Annotated in this window: 19 protein-coding genes; 13 read left to right on the plus strand and 6 right to left on the minus strand. The window is 42.6% G+C overall.

Annotation, left to right across the window (positions count from 1 at the left end; all coding sequences use genetic code 11):
- The first annotated feature begins 256 nt into the window (after positions 1–256).
- The 7 genes from dppA (at position 257) to P2E05_RS01355 (ending at position 8736) form a co-directional block, all read left to right on the plus strand.
- Entirely contained in the window at positions 257–1867 is a 1611-nt protein-coding gene (gene dppA / locus P2E05_RS01325) for a dipeptide ABC transporter periplasmic-binding protein DppA (protein ID WP_154624364.1), read from the plus strand.
- 177 nt (positions 1868–2044) lie between these two features.
- Positions 2045–3064 (plus strand): dipeptide ABC transporter permease DppB, encoded by a 1020-nt coding sequence (gene dppB / locus P2E05_RS01330; protein ID WP_154624365.1) that lies wholly within the window; start codon positions 2045–2047, stop codon positions 3062–3064.
- A gap of 11 nt (positions 3065–3075) precedes the next feature.
- Positions 3076–3978, plus strand: a complete 903-nt coding sequence (dppC, locus tag P2E05_RS01335) for a dipeptide ABC transporter permease DppC (protein ID WP_154624366.1) — start codon at positions 3076–3078, stop codon at positions 3976–3978.
- Positions 3979–3990: 12 nt separating this feature from the next.
- On the plus strand, positions 3991–4971 hold the full coding sequence (gene dppD, locus P2E05_RS01340) for a dipeptide ABC transporter ATP-binding protein (protein ID WP_154624367.1): 981 nt from the start codon (positions 3991–3993) through the stop codon (positions 4969–4971).
- On the plus strand, positions 4968–5972 hold the full coding sequence (gene dppF / locus P2E05_RS01345; RefSeq protein ID WP_154624368.1) for a dipeptide ABC transporter ATP-binding subunit DppF: 1005 nt from the start codon (positions 4968–4970) through the stop codon (positions 5970–5972). The genes dppD and dppF overlap by 4 nt, the downstream gene beginning before the upstream one ends.
- A 403-nt stretch (positions 5973–6375) precedes the next feature.
- Entirely contained in the window at positions 6376–7071 is a 696-nt protein-coding gene (locus P2E05_RS01350; protein ID WP_154624369.1) for a HAMP domain-containing protein, read from the plus strand.
- Between the two features lie 168 nt (positions 7072–7239).
- Positions 7240–8736 carry a M16 family metallopeptidase gene (locus P2E05_RS01355; protein WP_154624370.1) on the plus strand — a complete coding sequence of 499 codons (1497 nt, stop codon included), beginning with the start codon at positions 7240–7242 and terminating at the stop codon, positions 8734–8736.
- A 56-nt stretch (positions 8737–8792) separates the two neighbouring features.
- Here the strand turns inward: P2E05_RS01355 and P2E05_RS01360 are convergent, their stop codons facing one another.
- Positions 8793–9797, minus strand: coding sequence for a serine hydrolase domain-containing protein (locus P2E05_RS01360; RefSeq protein WP_163860542.1), 1005 nt, complete (start codon positions 9795–9797; stop codon positions 8793–8795).
- A gap of 108 nt (positions 9798–9905) precedes the next feature.
- Entirely contained in the window at positions 9906–10778 is an 873-nt protein-coding gene (locus P2E05_RS01365; RefSeq protein WP_269723438.1) for a LysR family transcriptional regulator, read from the minus strand.
- Between the two features lie 85 nt (positions 10779–10863).
- Between P2E05_RS01365 and P2E05_RS01370 the strand changes: the two genes are divergently transcribed.
- Positions 10864–11925 (plus strand): NAD(P)H-dependent flavin oxidoreductase, encoded by a 1062-nt coding sequence (locus P2E05_RS01370; protein ID WP_276122981.1) that lies wholly within the window; start codon positions 10864–10866, stop codon positions 11923–11925.
- Between the two features lie 60 nt (positions 11926–11985).
- Here P2E05_RS01370 and yhjD read toward each other — a convergent pair whose 3' ends face one another.
- Both yhjD and P2E05_RS01380 read right to left on the minus strand, forming a co-directional pair.
- Complete coding sequence (yhjD, locus tag P2E05_RS01375; RefSeq protein ID WP_154624374.1) at positions 11986–12981, minus strand: inner membrane protein YhjD; 996 nt, start codon at positions 12979–12981, stop codon at positions 11986–11988.
- A 177-nt stretch (positions 12982–13158) separates the two neighbouring features.
- The gene (locus tag P2E05_RS01380) at positions 13159–13560 is read right to left on the minus strand and encodes a DUF1090 domain-containing protein (RefSeq protein ID WP_196713878.1); all 402 of its coding nucleotides are present in this window, start codon (positions 13558–13560) and stop codon (positions 13159–13161) included.
- Positions 13561–13794: 234 nt separating this feature from the next.
- Here P2E05_RS01380 and P2E05_RS01385 point away from each other — a divergent pair, with 234 nt between their 5' ends.
- Positions 13795–14637 carry a 23S rRNA (adenine(2030)-N(6))-methyltransferase RlmJ gene (locus P2E05_RS01385; protein WP_154624376.1) on the plus strand — a complete coding sequence of 281 codons (843 nt, stop codon included), beginning with the start codon at positions 13795–13797 and terminating at the stop codon, positions 14635–14637.
- A gap of 259 nt (positions 14638–14896) precedes the next feature.
- Positions 14897–16249 (plus strand): glutathione-disulfide reductase, encoded by a 1353-nt coding sequence (gene gorA / locus P2E05_RS01390; protein ID WP_154624377.1) that lies wholly within the window; start codon positions 14897–14899, stop codon positions 16247–16249.
- 117 nt (positions 16250–16366) lie between these two features.
- On the opposite strand, the gene mobB is transcribed toward gorA, so the two are convergent.
- Positions 16367–16888 (minus strand): molybdopterin-guanine dinucleotide biosynthesis protein MobB, encoded by a 522-nt coding sequence (gene mobB / locus P2E05_RS01395; RefSeq protein ID WP_163860543.1) that lies wholly within the window; start codon positions 16886–16888, stop codon positions 16367–16369.
- A complete protein-coding gene (gene mobA / locus P2E05_RS01400; protein ID WP_163860544.1) occupies positions 16885–17478 on the minus strand; it encodes a molybdenum cofactor guanylyltransferase MobA in 594 nt (197 codons plus the stop codon). The genes mobB and mobA overlap by 4 nt, the downstream gene beginning before the upstream one ends.
- Before the next feature lie 215 nt (positions 17479–17693).
- On the opposite strand from mobA, the gene P2E05_RS01405 reads away from it, so the two are divergent.
- From P2E05_RS01405 to dsbA, 3 genes are read left to right on the plus strand one after another with little or no spacing between them, the layout of a single operon-like run.
- Positions 17694–17963, plus strand: coding sequence for a YihD family protein (locus tag P2E05_RS01405; RefSeq protein WP_154624380.1), 270 nt, complete (start codon positions 17694–17696; stop codon positions 17961–17963).
- A gap of 6 nt (positions 17964–17969) precedes the next feature.
- Positions 17970–18965 carry a serine/threonine protein kinase gene (locus P2E05_RS01410; RefSeq protein ID WP_249999695.1) on the plus strand — a complete coding sequence of 332 codons (996 nt, stop codon included), beginning with the start codon at positions 17970–17972 and terminating at the stop codon, positions 18963–18965.
- Positions 18966–18998: 33 nt separating this feature from the next.
- Complete coding sequence (gene dsbA, locus P2E05_RS01415; protein WP_154624382.1) at positions 18999–19622, plus strand: thiol:disulfide interchange protein DsbA; 624 nt, start codon at positions 18999–19001, stop codon at positions 19620–19622.
- Positions 19623–19632: the final 10 nt, after the last annotated feature.

Raw genomic sequence — 19632 nt, forward strand, 5'->3', positions numbered from 1 at the left:
TATTCTATACTGTTTTTGTGGTTATTACTTCTGCGTTATTGGTTAAGCATCTATACAATAGACTAATAACACGCCATATATGTTTCTAAAATGTTATAAGTTAGTAGAGAAGGGAGTGAGACATACTATTGACGAAGTGGGTGACAGTTGATTAATTGCACTATGAATAACTAAAAAATACAGATTCCTTATCTGTCATTCCTATGATGGGTAGGGCATTAAGCAAATAACACATGAACACCACAGGAGCATACAGATGGCGCTCTCAATCAAAAAGACAGGTTTATTGGCAGTAGGGCTTACACTTTCAGCACTTGCAGTTTCTGCCTCTGTGCAAGCAAAAACATTGGTCTATTGTTCAGAAGGATCCCCTGAAGGTTTTAATCCACAGCTATTCACTTCAGGTACAACATACGATGCTAGCTCAATTCCATTATATAATCGGCTTGTTGAGTTTAAACTGGGCACGACAGAGATTGAGCCTGGATTAGCAGAGAGCTGGGAAGTCAGTGAAGATGGTAAAGTTTATACTTTCCACTTACGTAAAGGCGTTAAATGGCATTCCAGTAAGGACTTTAAACCGAGTCGTGATTTCAATGCGGATGATGTGATTTATTCCTTTATGCGCCAAAAAGATCCAAATCATCCATACCATAAAATTTCTGGCGGTAGCTATGAATACTTTATGGGAATGGATATGGATAAGATCATCGATAAAGTTGAGAAAGTCGACGACAATACCGTTCGTATTACATTGACTCGTCCTGAATCGCCATTCCTTGCCGATATGGCAATGGATTTCGCATCGATTCTTTCTGCTGAATATGCAGATCAAATGCTGGCAGCAGGTACACCACAAAAAGTTGACTTGAACCCGATCGGTACAGGTCCATTCCAGTTACAACAGTATCAGAAAGACTCTCGTATCCTTTACAAAGCGAACAAAGAGTATTGGGGCAATAAACCGAAAATCGATCGTTTAGTCTTCTCCATTACACCTGACGCTTCTGTCCGTTACGCGAAGTTACAAAAAAATGAATGTCAAGTGATGCCGTATCCAAATCCGGCTGACCTAGAGCGCATGAAGCAAGACAAAAATATCACGCTAATGGAACAGCCAGGTTTGAACGTGGGTTATCTCTCTTTCAACGTTGAGAAGAAACCATTAGATAACCAAAAAGTTCGCCAAGCTTTGTCAATGGCGGTTAATAAAGATGCCATCATTGATGCGGTTTACCAAGGCGCTGGCCAAAAAGCGAAAAACTTAATTCCACCAACGATGTGGAGTTACAACGATGATGTGAAGGATTATGAATATAATCCTGAAAAAGCGAAAGCACTGTTAGCTGAAGCAGGTTTCCCTAATGGATTTGAGATTGATCTGTGGGCAATGCCTGTACAACGTCCATACAACCCAAATGCGCGCCGTATGGCTGAAATGATCCAAGCAGACTGGGCAAAAATTGGTGTTAAATCGAAAGTTGTGAGCTATGAGTGGGGCGAATACCTCAAACGCGCCAAAGATGGTGAGCCACAAACGGTGATGATGGGATGGACCGGTGATAATGGTGACCCAGATAACTTCTTTGCAACGCTGTTTAGCTGCGCGGCAAAAGAACAAGGTTCTAACTATTCGAAATGGTGTTATCAAGGTTTTGAAGACCTGATCCAACCTGCTCGTATGACTGCGGATCATAACAAACGTGTTGACCTCTACAAACAAGCACAGGTTGTTATGAATGAACAAGCTCCTGCCTTAATCATTGCGCATTCAACAGTATTTGAACCAGTACGTAAAGAAGTGAAGGGCTATGTTGTCGATCCACTCGGCAAACACCACTTTGAAAACGTCGATATTGAAAAATAATCGTTGTTAATTTGTCACAGCCCTTCGTCATCCTCTGATAACGAAGGGCGTTTTCGCCTCTGAATTTCAGGGAAACAGAAAACTTAGTTCTTTGTGAGCAGGCAGAAGAAATAGCACCCTTCTGATTAGCCAAACGGACTTAGAGCCGTCAAAGGCATTATTAAAGAGATTCGGGATATGTTGCAATTTATCCTCCGACGCTTGGGATTAGTTATCCCAACGTTTATCGGTATTACATTACTCACTTTCGCTTTTGTGCATATGATTCCAGGTGATCCTGTGATGATTATGGCAGGAGAAAGGGGCTTATCGCCTGAACGGCATGCTTACCTAATGGCTGAATTGGGCTTAGATCAGCCTCTTTGGAAACAGTATCTTCATTATATTAACGGCATATTTCATGGCGACTTGGGAATTTCATTGAAGAGCCGTATCGAGGTGTGGGATGAGTTCTTCCCTCGCTTTAAAGCCACAATGGAACTGGCTATTTGTGCGATGATTTTTGCTGTTTCTGTCGGGATCCCTGTTGGTGTATTAGCTGCGGTTAAACGTGGTTCTATTTTTGATCACACAGCGATTGGTCTATCACTGACGGGTTATTCCATGCCAATCTTTTGGTGGGGCATCATGCTAATCATGCTCGTGTCTGTGCACTGGGATTTGACCCCAGTATCTGGACGTGTGAGTGATAGTGTTTTCCTTGATGATTCATATCCACTTACTGGCTTTATGTTAATTGATACGTTTATTTGGGGAGAAGAAGGCAACTTTATTGATGCTGTTGAGCATTTAATACTGCCATCGATTGTCTTGGGGACGATACCGTTAGCGGTCATTGTACGTATGACTCGTTCCTCAATGTTAGAAGTACTTGGTGAAGACTATATTCGTACAGCTAGGGCAAAAGGCGTTAGCCGCGCACGCGTTATTCTGATCCATGCATTGCGTAATGCATTGTTGCCTGTTGTGACTGTGATTGGCCTCCAAGTTGGCGTAATGCTAGCAGGGGCAATCCTCACCGAGACGATTTTCTCATGGCCCGGCCTAGGTCGATGGTTGATTGAAGGGTTGCAACGCCGCGATTACCCCGTTGTGCAAGGTGGTGTTCTGTTAGTCGCGACACTGATTATTTTTGTTAACCTAGTGGTTGATGTGCTGTATGGCATTGTTAACCCACGTATTCGCCATAAAAAATAAGGAGCGCTAAAATGTCTCAATCTACTGAGCCAACGGTTGTCAGCGCCCCTAAGCCGATGACACCATTTCAAGAGTTTTGGCATTATTTCAAACGCAATAAAGGCGCTGTTATTGGGATGATATATATCATCTTAATGATCTTAATTGCTATTTTTGCTGGGGTACTGGCACCTCATGCACCCGATGAACAATTCCGTGACTTCTTATTGGTTCCACCTGTTTGGGAACATGGAGGAAGTTGGCAATTTATTTTAGGTACGGATGATGTCGGGCGTGACCTGTTATCACGTTTGATGTATGGCGCCCGTTTATCTCTGCTGGTCGGCTGCCTAGTCGTCGTCCTGTCGTTAATTTCTGGGGTGGCGCTTGGAGTGATTGCGGGTTATTTCGGTGGTGTGGTCGATGCCATTATTATGCGTGTCGTTGATATCATGTTAGCACTACCAAGCTTACTGCTGGCACTTGTGTTGGTCGCTATTTTTGGCCCGTCTATTGTGAATGCGTCGATTGCTTTAACCTTCGTAGCACTGCCACACTATATTCGATTGACCCGTGCTGCTGTACTAGTTGAAGTTAATCGCGATTATGTGACGGCTTCTCGTGTTGCGGGGGCAGGTGCTGTCCGCCAGATGTTTGTCAATATTTTACCTAACTGTTTGGCACCGTTAATTGTTCAAGCGTCGCTTGGTTTTTCTAATGCTATTTTAGATATGGCTGCTTTAGGGTTCCTTGGTATGGGGGCGCAACCACCAACACCAGAGTGGGGCACAATGTTATCGGATGTGCTGCAATTCGCTCAAAGTGCATGGTGGGTGGTCACCTTTCCAGGTTTAGCAATTTTGTTGACTGTATTAGCGTTTAACCTGATGGGTGATGGTTTACGTGATGCATTTGATCCAAAACTCAAGCAGTAATGAGGTAATCTAATGGCATTGTTAAATGTAGAACAACTTTCGGTACACTTCGGTGATGAAGCTACTCCGTTCCGCGCCGTTGACCGCATTAGCTATCGCGTTGAGAAAGGTCAGGTTGTCGGTATCGTTGGTGAATCCGGTTCAGGGAAATCGGTGAGTTCCTTGGCAATTATGGGGTTGATTGACTACCCCGGCAAAGTGATGGCAAATGCATTGCAATTTGATGGACGGGATTTACTGTCGATTCCAGAAAAAGAGCGTAGACAGATTGTTGGTGCAGATGTCGCAATGATATTTCAGGATCCTATGACGAGTCTTAACCCTTGCTTTACTGTGGGTTATCAGATTATGGAAGCCCTGAAAGTGCACCAAGGTGGTAGCAAGAGTACACGCAAGCAACGTGCGATTGACTTGCTGACGATGGTGGGGATCCCTGATCCGCAATCACGGCTTGACGTTTATCCTCACCAACTGTCCGGAGGGATGAGTCAGCGTGTGATGATCGCAATGGCTATTGCATGTCGACCAAAACTCTTGATCGCAGATGAACCCACGACTGCTCTTGACGTAACCATTCAAGCTCAAATTATTGAATTATTGCTTGAATTACAGCAGCAAGAAAATATGGCATTGGTCTTGATTACACATGACCTTGCCTTAGTCGCGGAAGCGGCACACCACATTATTGTGATGTATGCAGGTCAAGTTGTTGAATCTGCAAAAGCTTCCGATATCTTTAAATCTCCACGACATCCTTATACTCAAGCGTTATTACGTGCATTACCCGAGTTTTCAACGAATAAATCTCGGCTCGCTTCTTTACCTGGCGTTGTTCCTGGCAAATATGATCGGCCACAAGGTTGCTTGTTGAATCCTCGCTGTCCATATGCGACAGAACGTTGCCGTATAGAGGAGCCTGAGCTGCGCTCTATTGGGGATAGGCAGGTGAAATGTCACATGCCTTTGGATGATATGGGGAGGCCGACATTATGAGCGAAAAGCAAAATAAACCATTACTACAGGCCGTCAATTTAAAAAAATATTACTCCGCAAAAAGCGGTCTATTTTCGGCTGAAAAGCTAGTAAAAGCATTAGATGGCGTTTCATTTGAACTTGAAAAAGGTAAAACGCTTGCGGTGGTTGGGGAGTCTGGTTGTGGTAAATCGACACTAGGTCGTTTATTAACCATGATTGAGCAACCGACGGAAGGTGAGCTGTATTATCAAGATCAAAATTTATTGGTAAAAGATAAAACAGCAGAAAAATTACGCCGTCAAAAAATTCAAATTGTGTTCCAAAATCCTTATGGCTCGTTGAATCCACGTAAAAAAGTTGGGCAAATACTGGAAGAGCCGTTATTGATTAATACGCCATTGTCTAAAGAGCAACGTAGAGAAAAAGTCTTATCAATGATGGCAAAAGTCGGTTTAAAAACAGAGCATTATGAGCGTTACCCGCATATGTTTTCGGGCGGGCAGCGTCAGCGTATTGCGATTGCAAGAGGGTTAATGCTTGATCCTGATGTCGTCGTTGCAGATGAACCTGTTTCTGCGCTGGATGTTTCTGTCCGTGCTCAAGTACTTAACTTAATGATGGATTTACAGCAGGAGCTTGGGCTTTCTTATGTGTTTATTTCACATGATCTTTCAGTCGTTGAGCATATTGCTGATGAAGTCATGGTGATGTACTTAGGGCGCTGTGTAGAAAAGGGAACCAAAGAGCAAATTTTTAATAATCCTTTGCACCCTTATACGCAAGCCTTGCTATCCGCAACGCCACGCTTGAATCCAAGTTCACGCCGTGAGCGTATAAAGCTGACTGGAGAATTACCAAGTCCATTGAATCCACCGCCAGGATGTGCTTTTGCTGCTCGTTGCCGCAGAGCGTTTGGGCAATGCACGCAATTCCAGCCTTCACTTAAAGAGTATGATGGTCAGTTAGTGGCGTGTTTTGCAGTAGAAGAAGATGAAAAAAATACGTTAGTAGTGAGTTAAGGGGTTAAGACGGCAAAAAGTGTGCTCTTTTTGCCGTTATCCAGCGTTATGCCGTTATAGATACCGATGCCAACTGCCCCTTTGTCCTAATTACATAAACTTTCATTTTTAACTGCTCTTTTCCCGATAAAATCAAGTATACTGGGTTTTGGCTAGCGATATCCTATACTCCGTAAACTTATCTTCTGGTAACGGTACCTAAACTTTCATTATTTAGCTTAAATAACTATCTGTATTCAGTTGCTATAAGATAATATGGGTGAAGCGTGCCTGTATATAGGTTGCTATATACTGGGTCAAAAGGATAACGGTCAGAAGCCATTTGTCCTTGTTGAAAACATAGCCATTTAAGCAGCAAGAATATTAAATTGAAAAGAAGCTTGATAAATAAGGTTTCGGAAAAATGAAGGCCCGAGTTCAGCGTTCACTAACGTTAAAAAGCATGATCGTATTTTTTGTGATCACGTTAAGTTCACTCGCCCTTTTTTTGGGAATTCAATTTAGTTACTTACTTGATCAAAGAAAAAATGACTATCTTGACCAATTGAGCAATGCTGTAGTGCAGATCCAAAAACCATTAACGGATTCGTTGCTCAGTTCAGATCTGAACGAGGTTAAAAGGTTACTCGTAAGCCTGAAAACATCGGGTATTATGGGGAAAGCCATTGTGACGGTAGATGGTGCAACCGTTATGAATTTAGATTTTGCAACCGCTAGGCCAATTCCTGATTGGGCAATAAAATTTGCAGGCATTCCAGTAGAAATGACGGTACCTTTGTACGCATATGGGAATACCATTCTGACAGCAAAACCACAGGGGTATTTAACACTCCAAGTTGATTCTAATCGGGTCTATCGTTTCGCGGTTAATACATTAGCGCTGATGATTACAACCTATTTGCTATTGGTCTTAATTATCGCGATAGCAATGACATGGTGTGTCAGTAGAATGATCGTCAGGCCATTACGCAAAATTGCGCTAGAATTACAGGATGATGATAATCACGATATCGCAGTGCCAAATTATCATGAGGATGACGAGATTGGTCTTTTGGCGAAGAATTATAACCGCCAAAGAAAAAAGCAAAATTCAGACTAAGTCATGAACATGTGATGAGCTTTGTGGTCTAATATCGTAAATAGTTGGTGTCATTAATATTGTATGCGACCCAACCATATCATTTAACCCTATAATTAACGCTTTTCGTTAATTTGTCAGTCATTTTTTGCGGTTAAATACAAGGATAGAAAATACATAGGGGTCTACATGCAGGGTTCGAAAATTCGGTATATCTTCAGTGTGGTGCTATTGTCAGTCGCTGGCTTTGCGAGTGCTGAACCATTACAGCCTGATCCAGCATGGCAACAAGGAAAGCTTGAGAATGGCTTCAGTTGGCAACTGCTACAAACACCACAACGTCCAAATGACCGAATTCAGCTTAGGTTAGCCATCAAGGCTGGCTCACTATCAGAAAAAGCGAGTGAAAAGGGGTATAGCTATTTAATCCCGAAAATGGCATTACTACACCAAACTGAAGCATTTCCAGCGGCGACATTACAAAATTTTTGGCGTCAGGCGACTGATCCTGATGTACCCATTCCCCCAGCGGTTGTTTCGTATGACTACACAATTTACAGTTTAAGTTTACCGCATAATAAGCCTGAACTTCTTAAACAAGCGCTAAACTGGTTGGCAACTTCTGCTGCGGGTGCAACCTATACAGAAACATCATTGCATAATGGGTTAACAGTGACAAATGCACCTGTTGCCACATTACCTCTTGATGCTACAGACCCAGTCTGGCGTGCTCGTTTAAAAGGTTCTGCGATGATGGGGTATGATCCCGGCCAAAAGATTAGTGATAATGTGAATTTAGAAAGTGTGAACGCTTTTTATCAAAAATGGTACACACCGGATGTGATGACACTCTATGTTGCAGGCCATGTAGATGCTCGCATGCTGTCTGACTATATCACACAAACGTTTTCATCTTTAGAAGGCAAGCGCTCAGAGCCTGTCTCAGTAGCGGTTTTATCACAGGTTAAGCCTCAATCCATTGATATTTTGCAAGATAAACAATCGAAGGATAGTTTGTCATTGATTTGGGATATCGACTGGCAACCGATTAATGATTCTGCGGTGCTATTGCGTTACTGGGGTAGTGATTTGGCGCGTGAAGCACTGTATCGTTCCTTGCAAAAAACCTTTAATCAAAAGTTTAGTCAAGATGAGGTCTCCTCTAATTTAGATTGCCGAGTACAGTATCAAAAGGCAAGCTGTACACTTACCGTTAACGCGCCACCTGAAAAAATGATGGCAGTTGCTGATGTCGTGCTGAATGAGCTTTCAACGGTTGACCAAAATGGCATTTCACCTGAATTATTTAATGAAATGATCAATGAGAAGCAAGTTCAGTTATCACAACTCTTTGCCGCATATGCGCGTACCAGTACGGATGTATTAGCCGGCCAGCGTCTGATTTCTCAGCAAAATGGAGTGGTTGATATTGCACCTGAGCAGTATCAACGTTTACGCCAATCTTTCCTTGCTGGTCAAACGCTTGAGCAAGTAAATATGGAAGTGCGTCGTTTATTGTCTCAAGAAGCGGCGTTTGTTTTGACTCAACCAAAAGATAAACAGCTGATGGATGCAGAACAAATTCGTCAGAAATTTACCAAAGTGTTGTGGCCACAAGCAGAGCCGGCTTCGGCTGTTGAAACTGAGCCTACGGTAGCCACTGAACCCGCTAAAGCGACACAATAGTGAGTTTCCGGATAGCCCCTAATAAGGGGCTATTGACTTATCACATGGTATGTTTGTTAGCGTTGTGTCAGTAATGTTTCAATAACCTGAATTAACGTTTCACGAGACTCTCTGTCATCGACAAAACCTGCTGCACTTATTTTGCTTTCAGGGGCGTAATAGGCGGCAGACCCCCAAAAGCCAAGATGCGAATAAAGCGTTACGCCATTGACGACACTTGCCATTAGACCTAAACGATACGCTTGTGCACCTTCATGGGTCCCCACGCTCAGCATCGTATTGAGTGTCTCTGGGTTATCAAATATCTCACCATTAAATAGCGCTTCGAGAAAGCGAGCCATTTGTCGAGAAGAGGTAATGAGACCGCCACCGCCGTAGAGGTCCATAGACGCATGAATATGTGTTCCTTCAAAATCTTTCAAATATTGGCGAGCACGGGGCGCTTGCGTTGTCGGTTGCTCAAGGCATTCCCAATAAGCGCTATCTAGTCCGATTTTATGGAACTTTAATAGTGTTCTCACGGCATGACCGAGTGATTGACCCGTTATGCGTTCGATAATATCACCTAATAAAATATAACCGGTATCTGAATAGATGAATGTTTCTGAAGGAGCGACAAATGGAAACGATTTACGGGCGTATATTTGCATTTGCTCCAGTCGAGTCCATTGGTAGTCAGGTCTTGCGAGTACTCGTTTGAGATAATGTTCATCGGCATGATCACAAAGTCCACTACTATGATTGAGTAAGTGGCGAATGCTAATGTGGTCTGTCGCATAACGATGACAAAGTAATTGATTAAATTCGGTGGCGATATGTTGTGATATCGCATCATCTAGCGACAATTTTCCCATTTCGGCTAATCGAAGCACCGCAGCTGCTGTAAATGTTTTTGTATTACTGGCAATACGTAACGGTGTGTCAACGGTTAGGGGATTGCCTGCCAAATCACTACCTCTCGCACAAAAAGTGCCGGTAGTGGCTTTTGCTTGATTGTGATAGTACAGCACAACGCCGCAGGATAAATTTTCTAATTGCTGAATAGAGTCTGTTGTTATCATTTTTATGCCAATGCCTCTGATATTCCGAGATGACCTGAGTGTATTCGTCTAGTTATAACATACTGGAATAATCAGCTTAGCATGTGTTCAGAAAGGCTCTATTGTGTTTTATTTAGCTAACATTAATGCTTTAAAGGCAGCGAATGCAGGCACATGATAATCTGAGCGATAAATCAAATAAGTATGGCATAAGGCAACATCAAGCGTTGCAAGCGCGAGTTTCTCATGGGACATGGATTCGAGTAATTGTTCAGGTAGCAGGGCAACACTACTTCCTGCACTGACACAAGCGACCATGGCATGGTAGGAATTGAGTTGCTGAATATGCCAATTTAGTTGGTTTGGAATGTTTAACCATTGCTCAGCAAGATAGCGGTAGCTACAGCCATGAGCAAAAGTAGCCAGTGAGCGAGTTTGGATATCTTCAGCAGCCTTAGCGGTTTTATCTTGTTCAGGAAGTAAGAGAACAAGTCGTTCTTGCCATAATTTTTCTGTTTGTATCCCTATTTCATTGAATTGGGTGAGGTCATACAAATCAGGTGGTAAAGCGACAAAAGCACAATCCAATTTTTCAGTGCGTATTTGATCTATTAACGCTTGGGTAGTGCCTGTGGTTAAGCAAAGCTGTGTTTCAGGATATTGTTTATGGTAGGTCGCTAAAGGTTGTGGCAAACGACATGCCGCTGTACTTTCCATACTGCCTATTCTGAGTTGACCGCCTTCCTTACCTAAACTGGTGACATGACGTGCTTCTTGTTCTAAGGCAAGTAATCGGTATGCATATTGCAAAAAGCGTAAGCCTGCCTGCGACAATTGCATCTGTTTGCCTTGGCGAATAAACAGCTGTTCCCCCAAATCCGTTTCAAGCTGCTGGATTCGAGTGGTAATGTTCGATGGCACTCTGCCTAAGCGAGTCGCTGCCCGTGTAATGCTGAGTTCCTCAGCAACCATACAAAATATTTTTAGCGATTCAGAGTTCATTTTCTTTTTTTGTGAATATGGTGCTATATTTATTCTTAATAAAAGAATAATAAGTGTAACCCTACTTTGTGATAAAGGAAAGACAATGGTTCATTCAACATTATTTCTACAGCGTTTAGGCTTGCGATATCCGATAATTCAAGCACCTATGGCGGGTGTTTCAACACCCGCATTAGCAGCGGCAGTCTCTGAGGCAGGAGGTTTAGGGTCATTGGGACTTGGTGCAAGCTCGCTATCTCAAGCCCGTCAGCTAATTGCTCAAACTCAAGCCTTAACAACCAAGCCTTTCAATGTAAATGTATTTTGCCATGCAACGCCGGTACGCAACACTGAAATAGAGCAAGCCTGGATCCACTATTTTGCTGATCAATTCAGCAAATTCAATGCATTACCCCCCAAGCAATTAAACCAAGTGTATACCTCATTCTTGGATGATCCTGATATGTTGGCTTTGCTACTCGAAATGAAGCCCGCGGTGGTCAGTTTTCATTTCAACATTCCTGACAAACAGGCTATTAGTCAGCTCAAGTCTCAAGGGATTTACACGCTAGCGACAGCAACTAATTTAAGAGAAGCACAGTTGGTTGAACAAGCCGGTATTGATGCAATTGTAGCACAAGGTATTGAAGCGGGTGGGCACCGAGGTATGTTTGATGTTCAGGCTCAGGATGAAGGCATTACCACATTAGCTTTGGTTGAATTGTTGGCTCAACACACTCGGCTTCCTCTTATTGCGGCGGGGGGATTGATGAGTGGACAAGATATTATCGCTGTTTTGGAACGTGGAGCCGCAGCCGCTCAATTGGGAACTGCGTTTATATTATGTCCTGAATCAGCCGCGAATGAAGGTTATCGGCGGAATTTAAACAGTAAAAACGCGGAGAATACGGCCTTAACCGCGGCAATTTCAGGCCGACCAGCCAGAGGTATTGTTAATCAGTTCATACAAATGACACAGGTTGATGAGTGCCCACTCATACCTGATTATCCCATCGCCTATGATATCGGAAAACAGTTGCATGCAGCAGCCAGCAAAATAGGTAATGAGGGTTTTGCCGCACATTGGGCAGGGAAAAATGCAATGAAAGCACGAGAGATGCCCGCAAAAAGGTTGATAGAAACACTGGTGTCAGAGATGGAAAATTGAACGATATTTAAGGCAGCAGCGGGATGGCAATAATGGCTATTTTCGCCATCCCGCATGGTGTTAAGGGGTTACTGCTTCTTTATCTGTCGTGTCTTTTGGCTCATCTGTGGCTATCCATGCAGCACAGAATAGTGTGAGTCTGGCAAAGAAATAGAAAAATGCCATTAGGCCTAAAACAGAACCAAAAGCTGCTCCGGACGGTGATGAAGCCAAATTTGGTAAAATCCATGTCATCACTGATTTAATCACTTCAAAACCAATTGCCGCCAGTAAAGTGCCTTTCAATAATGATGAACGGCGATGCTGCATGCGTGGTAAAATCCAGAAGATCCATAAAAAGAGCAAGAAGTTAGCTGTAATTGAAATAGTAAGGCCGATCAATGTCCAAACAGGTCTTAACCATTCGATGCTGTCTAAACCTAGAGTTCTTACTATGGTGGCTTGCGCTGAACCCGCGACAGAGGTGAGTGTAATTGTCACGATTAAGGCGATCAGTAAACCAATTAATGCGAGAAAATCACGTAAGTAGCGGAAATAAATTTTTTCGTGTTCATCTTCATTACGCTCCCAGACTGGGCGGGATTGCGCTAAAATTGCCAAGCGTAAATTATTCACCCAATTGACTCCAGAATAGACGGCTAACGCTAAACCGGTTAAACCCACGGTGGTACGTTGGCGAATTGCGGTATCTATTGTTCTTTCTAAAGTATTTGCCAAGGTTGGGTCGCTGATATTGGCTGAGATACCACGCACTAAACGTTCAAGTAATTCAGGGTTACTGGCTAACACAAAACCGGCAGCGGCAAAGGTGAACATCAATACAGGAATTAAAGAGAGGAACGAAAAATAGGTAATAGCAGCACCGAACTGATTCCCCATGCGGTCAGTAAACCGTTGGGCGGTGCGAATAAGGTGTGCAATAAAAGGTATCGCACAAATAAAATTCACGACCTTCATCGAAAAGGTAAGCGCTTTTTTACTATTATCGATACTTTTATTTAGTGAAGATTTTAATTTACCAGCGTCTTTTTGCTCTTTATCCTGCATATTCGACATTCGTTCCTCTTTCTACATCTTGTCTAATTTCGCTTAATTTTCACCATACTATAGCTCAAACTGGTAAAATTTTTCACCTTAATGCCTATTTTTATCGATTAAGTAGGCATTAAGGGGAGTCATATTGTTGTAAAATAAGGCGCAATTAGACAAAGAATATGAGAGGATTACACAGTATTATAAACCTGTTTTATAGGTTTCTAATTCCGCTTGTGCTTCTTTCAGCTCTTCTTGAGCTTCTTTTAATTTACGCTCGCGTTTGGCAATTTTACCGCTATCGCCTTTTTGTTTTTCTTCGAGTAATTCAGCTTCCCTTTCTTGCACTTTTTCTTGTTTTTCCGCGACATTTTTTTGGCTATCACGGTAAAGTGATTCAGGAGTACAGTAGGTATTAACATTATCAAGCGCTCTTTGTAGCCCAGCTATACGATGTGTGTTACCGTGCTTTTTAGCATATTCGATTTGCGTTTCAATCTTCTGCTTTTTAATTTGGCAGCCATTATTTGGACTCGCGGCCATTGCGGATGTCCCTGCTAAAATTAATACCGTAGTCATTGTGGTCATGAGTGTTTTACGCATTTTCTGTCCTTAATTATATTGAAATTTTAGTTAGGATAGCTTTTTATTGTATTGACGTCATCACTATTTTGTCAAAATAGGAATGGTGCTAATTTGATAAAAAGTTGGCTATAATGGTGCAGAATCAGAACAAATCATTCGGTCTATTTTTATTCAACAGGCTGTCTTTAAAGAATCTATTTGATAGTAGCCATACGTGGCTAGTGTTGAATGTCCTCAGGAAATAAGAGTGTCATGCTAAGTTACCGCCATAGTTTTCACGCAGGCAATCATGCGGATGTGTTAAAGCACACTGTTCAAAGCCTCATTATTGAATCTCTTAAAGAGAAAGAAAAACCTTTCCTGTATGTGGATACTCATTCAGGGGCTGGCCGTTATCAATTGACGGGAGAACATGCAGAGAAAACAGGTGAGTATCTGCAAGGGATCGCACGTATTTGGGAACAACCAGACCTACCAGAGGAATTACTCCCTTATATGAATATCGTGCGTCGCATGAATGACAATGGGCGACTACGTTATTATCCCGGCTCACCGCTATTAGCGAAATACTTATTACGTGAGCAAGACAAACTCGTACTGACTGAATTACACCCTACAGATTATCCCTTATTGCGTGCAGAGTTTTCTCGTGACAATCGTGCCCAAGTCTCGAAAGAAGATGGTTATCAGCAATTAAAAGCAAAATTGCCACCTCCGAGCCGCCGTGGATTTATGTTGATGGATCCACCCTATGAGTTGAAATCAGATTATGAAGCGGTAGTGAAGGGCATTGTTGAGGGCTATAAACGTTTTGCGACGGGGACTTATGCGATATGGTATCCCGTTGTATTGCGTCAACAGATCAAAAGAATGATCAGCCAATTAGAGGCGACTGGGATCCGTAAAATTCTACAAATTGAATTAGCGGTGCGTCCTGATAGCGATCAACGAGGCATGACCGCGTCAGGTATGATTGTGATCAATCCGCCTTGGAAGCTAGAACAGCAGATGAAAAAAGTGCTGCCTTGGTTGCATCAAACTCTTGTTCCAGAGGGAACTGGGCATACATTGGTCGAATGGATCGTACCAGAATAGGTAAAAGCTATTACATTGAGAGGTAATACCTACCTATTGAAACTATTGTGCTTAGAGGGATAATTAGCATAATCGGACATGTTTTACGCTAAATAATTCGACGTGTAGCTAGGTGATCAGTGAACAAGTGGCTAAGCATAGGGTCAGTTGTGTGATGAGTGCCATTAGGCGTCAATAGCCGATCTTAGCGTGTAGCGCTGCTACTTGAAGAAGTCAACGAGTATAGCTTTTTAATTAATCAAAATGGGATAACCAAGTTATGAGCAAACATTACGACTATATTGCAATTGGTGGTGGTAGTGGCGGCATTGCTTCTATGAACCGTGCAGCGATGTATGGACAAAAGTGTGCCCTGATCGAAGCGAAAGAATTAGGTGGAACCTGTGTAAACGTAGGATGTGTTCCAAAAAAAGTGATGTGGCATGCCGCACAAATTTCTGAAGCTATCCGTGCTTACGGCCCTGACTATGGTTTTGACACCACAATTAATCGTTTTGATTGGAAAACATTAATTGCAAGTCGTACTGCTTATATTGATCGTATCCACCAGTCTTATGATCGTGTGTTAGGCAATAATAAGGTTGATGTGATCAAGGGATTTGCTCGTTTTGTTGACGCACATACCGTTGAAGTCGATGGTGAAATTTATACAGCAGACCATATTTTGATTGCAACAGGTGGTCGTCCAGTGATCCCTGCCATCCCTGGTGCTGAATATGGCATGACTTCAGATGGCTTCTTTGAGTTAGAAGCGTTGCCAAAACGTGTTGCTGTTGTTGGTGCGGGCTATATCGCGGTTGAGTTAGCTGGGGTATTAAATGGTCTTGGTAGCGAAGCACACTTGTTTGTGCGTAAACACGCTCCATTACGCTCATTCGACCCGCTGATCGTTGAAACTTTAGTTGAAGTCATGAATACCGAAGGCCCCACTTTGCATACAGAGTCAGTGCCAAAAGAAGTTGTGAAAAATGCAGATGGCTCACTGACGTTGAAACTCGAAAATGGCAAACAACACACTGTTGATGCCTTGATCTGGGCTATTGGGCGTGAACCAATGACAGATAACTTGAATATTGAAGCGACAGGTGTTGAGCTGAATGAAAAAGGCTACATCAAAGTCGATAAATATCAAAATACCAATGTTGCTGGCGTGTATGCCGTAGGTGATAACACGGGCGCGGTTGAATTAACGCCAGTCGCGGTTGCCGCGGGTCGTCGCCTTTCAGAACGTTTGTTTAATAACAAACCTGATGAGCATTTAGACTATAGTAATATTCCAACCGTTGTATTTAGCCATCCACCTATTGGAACCGTTGGTTTAACGGAGCCTGAAGCTATTGAGAAATACGGTGCTGATCAGGTTAAATGTTATAAGTCGTCCTTTACCGCTATGTATACAGCAGTGACTTCCCATCGTCAGCCATGCCGCATGAAATTAGTTTGTGCGGGGGCGGATGAAAAAATTGTTGGTATTCATGGTATTGGATTTGGTATGGATGAAATCTTGCAAGGATTCGCTGTTGCGCTGAAGATGGGGGCAACCAAGAAAGATTTCGATAATACTGTGGCTATCCACCCAACAGCGGCGGAAGAGTTCGTGACAATGCGTTAAAACACCCGTTTTAGGTCATTCAACGAGATAAGGCTGAACGTGTAGGTTCAGCCTTTGTTATTTAATGGTTCATGCTGATAAGACATTAAGCATATTATTTTAATAATACGCTTAAATTTATTGGCTTTTTTGCCACCAAGAAACAATGTAGTCAGCGATCTGTTCAGGATTGTTAATATCCAGTTGCGGTAAGACAGTATCAATAATTTGATTACTTGCTACAGCAATCACATGTTGATCAATTAAGCCATCGAGGGGTTTGCCCACCTCAGCTCTAAACAGAGCGATCTTATTGATCGCCTCATGCTTAAAACCTTCCACTAAAATGAGATCCAGTGAGTGTGGATCAAAACGGCTCGCGAGGTAATGTAGGTCTAATTCTTCTTCATTATCTGGCGTTTCCGTCATGAGCGCCCAACGTTTTTGGCTGGCGACGAGTGTTTGGTCGGCACCTGCTTTACGCAATTCATAACTGTCTTTACCCGGTTTATCAACATCCATATCGTGATGCGTGTGCTTGACTAAGCCGACACGGAGGTGACGTTGCCGTAGTAATGGGATCACTTTTTTTAATAGCGTTGTTTTGCCAGTACCACTGTAGGCCGTGATACCCAGTAGAGGTAGAGATTTTTGGTTCATGATTCTTTTTGTTGCTGTTCCCAGTTGCGGCTATCTTCTGGTGTGTTTAAATTAGCAAAAGAGCCAGATTGTGGAGGGAAAATTACACATTTTGCTGCAACTTCCCGCATAAATAACATTAATTTTCGTTCCCCTTTTGCGAGATATTCATCCAACGAAGGTGCTAAAGAACGATGGAGTAAGGCAAAAGTCGGATGATCACGTACTGTATCATTAGCATAACAAGCGAGGCTATCGCCTTTTGATTGAAACAGGGTTGAAGCTAGTGTGAGCGGAAAATCAGGAACATCACAAGGAACAAATAATAACCATTCTGTTGTCGCATGATGTAATCCAGCCTGCATGCCAGCTAATGGTCCGGCGAAATCCGCATTGAGATCAGAAATAACAGGAAAACCACTTTGTTGGTAGCATTCTTGGTTACGATTCGCATTGATCGCCAGTTTTCCGACCTGAGGCTGAAGGCGTTCAAGAATATGTTGATAAAGCGGTTTACCGCGAAGTGATATTAAACCTTTATCGACCCCCCCCATACGGCGGCCTAGCCCACCAGCGAGTATCACACCGGTTATTGATTGCTTATCTAACATATTCAATTTTCCTGACTATCTTCAATAAAAGGTTTCAACACAGATGAAAGTAAATTTCGTTATAGTATTCGCTAAAATTTATTCCATTTTCCTATAAAATCAACGAATGTACATGCGAATTAAAGTTAAACTTTACTTAGATTGACATCCATTCGCTTTTTCTCTTGTATGATAGCAAGTAATTTGGCCCCAATATTCGTGATGAAGGAATAAACATGAAATGCCATCGTTTAAATGAAGTTATTGAGCTTCTACATCCTGTATGGAAGGACAATTCAGATCTGAACTTAGTGGAATTACTGCAAAAACTTGCAGATGAGGCGGGTTTTAAAGGCCCTTTATCTGACCTCACGGATGATGTGCTGATATATCATCTGAAAATGCGTGATAAAAGCAGTGATGAAGCTATACCTGGTTTGAAAAAAGATTATGAAGAAGACTTCAAAACCGCGTTACTGCGGGCTCGTGGTATCATAAAAGATTAATTCGTCATGAATAATATTGAACATTCTCATTTTCATTTTAGTGGCATCTCTCCTGACCTGATCCTTGATGCACTCATGGAAGCGGGTATCTACCCTGAATCAGGCCTGACCGAGCTTAATAGCTATGAAAATCGGGTTTACCAGTTTCAGGACGAAAACCGTAAACGGTTTGTGGTGAAGTTTTATCGACCAGAACGTTGGAACCGCTCACAAATTCAAGAAGAGCATGATTTTACGCTTGAATTACAAGAGGCTGAATTAGCTGTTGCTGCTCCCATCGAATTTTCAGGGCAAACCGTATTGGAATTCGGTGGTTTCATGTTTGCTGTTTTTCCAAGTATTGGTGGGCGTCAATATGAAACTGATAACTTATTTCAGCTTGAAGATGTTGGACGCTTATTAGGCCGGATCCACCAAGTGGGCAAGAAAAACAACTTCACGTTTCGTCCTACATTAGGCATTGCCGAGTATCTCGAGCAACCTAGGCACATCATGGCTCAGAGTGAATTGATTTCACCAAGATGGAAACCGGCATTCATTGAATCACTCGACAGATTGATAGAGCAGACGAAACGGCTTTGGCCAACGGAATTGGCTGCAATACGCTTACAGGGGGATTGCCACCCCGGCAATATTTTGTGGCGTGATGAGGCTTGGCTGGTGGATTTTGATGATGCGCGTAATGGCCCTGCGGTGCAAGATTTATGGATGCTGTTAAATGGCTCTCGTCAGGAACAGTTAATTCAGTTGGACACGCTACTGGAAGCCTATAATGAATTTTGTGATTTTGATGTCAAAGAACTGAAATTGATCGAGCCACTCAGAGCGATGCGAATGGTGCATTATTTGGGATGGATCATTCGTCGCTGGCAAGATCCTGCTTTTCCAAAGGCGTTTTCATGGTTACAAGATGATGATTTCTGGCAAAAACAATCAATCGAATTTGCTTTGCAAGTTGAACGATTGCAAGAAGCCCCTTTGCAGTTGAACTCTCAATTTTAATTAAATAAATACTATTTTTGGAGAACGTAGTATATGAAAAGAATCATGTTGGCTTTAATTGGTATTGCCATGTCATTTGGGGCTGCTGCCGCAAATTACTCTGAAGGTAAAGAATATACGGAGATCAAACAACCCGTACAAAACCTGCCACAGGTATTAGAGTTTTTCTCTTTTTATTGCCCACATTGCTATCAGTTTGAAAATGTCTATAAAGTACCGCAGACAGTAGAAAAAAATCTGCCTGAAGGCGTGAAAATGGAACGCTATCATGTTGATTTCTTAGGCCCGTTAGGTCCAAATCTGACCCAAGCTTGGGCTGTGGCGATGGTATTAAAAGTTGAAGACAAAGTGACACCTATTCTGTTCGAAGGTATCCAAAAAACGCAATCTATTCATACACCAGAAGATATTCGTAACGCCTTCATTAAGGCTGGTGTGAGTGGTGAAGAATATGATGCTGCGTTGAACAGCTTTGTCGTCAAATCACTGGTGTCTAAACAGCAGAATGCTGCGCAAGATCTGAAGCTACGTGGAGTTCCAGCGATGTTTGTTGATGGCAAATATCAAATCCGTAATAACGGGATTGCGGTAGAGAATGCGGCTGATTATGGAAAAGAGTTCTCCAATGTTGTGAACTATTTGATCAACAAAAAATAGCCTATCCTTG

The organism is Providencia stuartii, from assembly GCF_029277985.1.
Taxonomy (GTDB): Bacteria; Pseudomonadota; Gammaproteobacteria; order Enterobacterales; family Enterobacteriaceae; genus Providencia; species Providencia zhejiangensis.

Bases quoted from the DNA above. Each gene is read 5' to 3' on its own strand.
- dppA (WP_154624364.1), top strand. From the start codon at position 257: ATGGCGCTCTCAATCAAAAAGACAGGTTTATTGGCAGTAGGGCTTACA.
- dppB (WP_154624365.1), top strand. From the start codon at position 2,045: ATGTTGCAATTTATCCTCCGACGCTTGGGATTAGTTATCCCAACGTTT.
- dppC (WP_154624366.1), top strand. From the start codon at position 3,076: ATGTCTCAATCTACTGAGCCAACGGTTGTCAGCGCCCCTAAGCCGATG.
- dppD (WP_154624367.1), top strand. From the start codon at position 3,991: ATGGCATTGTTAAATGTAGAACAACTTTCGGTACACTTCGGTGATGAA.
- dppF (WP_154624368.1), top strand. From the start codon at position 4,968: ATGAGCGAAAAGCAAAATAAACCATTACTACAGGCCGTCAATTTAAAA.
- P2E05_RS01350 (WP_154624369.1), top strand. From the start codon at position 6,376: ATGAAGGCCCGAGTTCAGCGTTCACTAACGTTAAAAAGCATGATCGTA.
- P2E05_RS01355 (WP_154624370.1), top strand. From the start codon at position 7,240: ATGCAGGGTTCGAAAATTCGGTATATCTTCAGTGTGGTGCTATTGTCA.
- P2E05_RS01360 (WP_163860542.1), bottom strand. From the start codon at position 9,797: ATGATAACAACAGACTCTATTCAGCAATTAGAAAATTTATCCTGCGGC.
- P2E05_RS01365 (WP_269723438.1), bottom strand. From the start codon at position 10,778: ATGAACTCTGAATCGCTAAAAATATTTTGTATGGTTGCTGAGGAACTC.
- P2E05_RS01370 (WP_276122981.1), top strand. From the start codon at position 10,864: ATGGTTCATTCAACATTATTTCTACAGCGTTTAGGCTTGCGATATCCG.
- yhjD (WP_154624374.1), bottom strand. From the start codon at position 12,981: ATGTCGAATATGCAGGATAAAGAGCAAAAAGACGCTGGTAAATTAAAA.
- P2E05_RS01380 (WP_196713878.1), bottom strand. From the start codon at position 13,560: ATGCGTAAAACACTCATGACCACAATGACTACGGTATTAATTTTAGCA.
- P2E05_RS01385 (WP_154624376.1), top strand. From the start codon at position 13,795: ATGCTAAGTTACCGCCATAGTTTTCACGCAGGCAATCATGCGGATGTG.
- gorA (WP_154624377.1), top strand. From the start codon at position 14,897: ATGAGCAAACATTACGACTATATTGCAATTGGTGGTGGTAGTGGCGGC.
- mobB (WP_163860543.1), bottom strand. From the start codon at position 16,888: ATGAACCAAAAATCTCTACCTCTACTGGGTATCACGGCCTACAGTGGT.
- mobA (WP_163860544.1), bottom strand. From the start codon at position 17,478: ATGTTAGATAAGCAATCAATAACCGGTGTGATACTCGCTGGTGGGCTA.
- P2E05_RS01405 (WP_154624380.1), top strand. From the start codon at position 17,694: ATGAAATGCCATCGTTTAAATGAAGTTATTGAGCTTCTACATCCTGTA.
- P2E05_RS01410 (WP_249999695.1), top strand. From the start codon at position 17,970: ATGAATAATATTGAACATTCTCATTTTCATTTTAGTGGCATCTCTCCT.
- dsbA (WP_154624382.1), top strand. From the start codon at position 18,999: ATGAAAAGAATCATGTTGGCTTTAATTGGTATTGCCATGTCATTTGGG.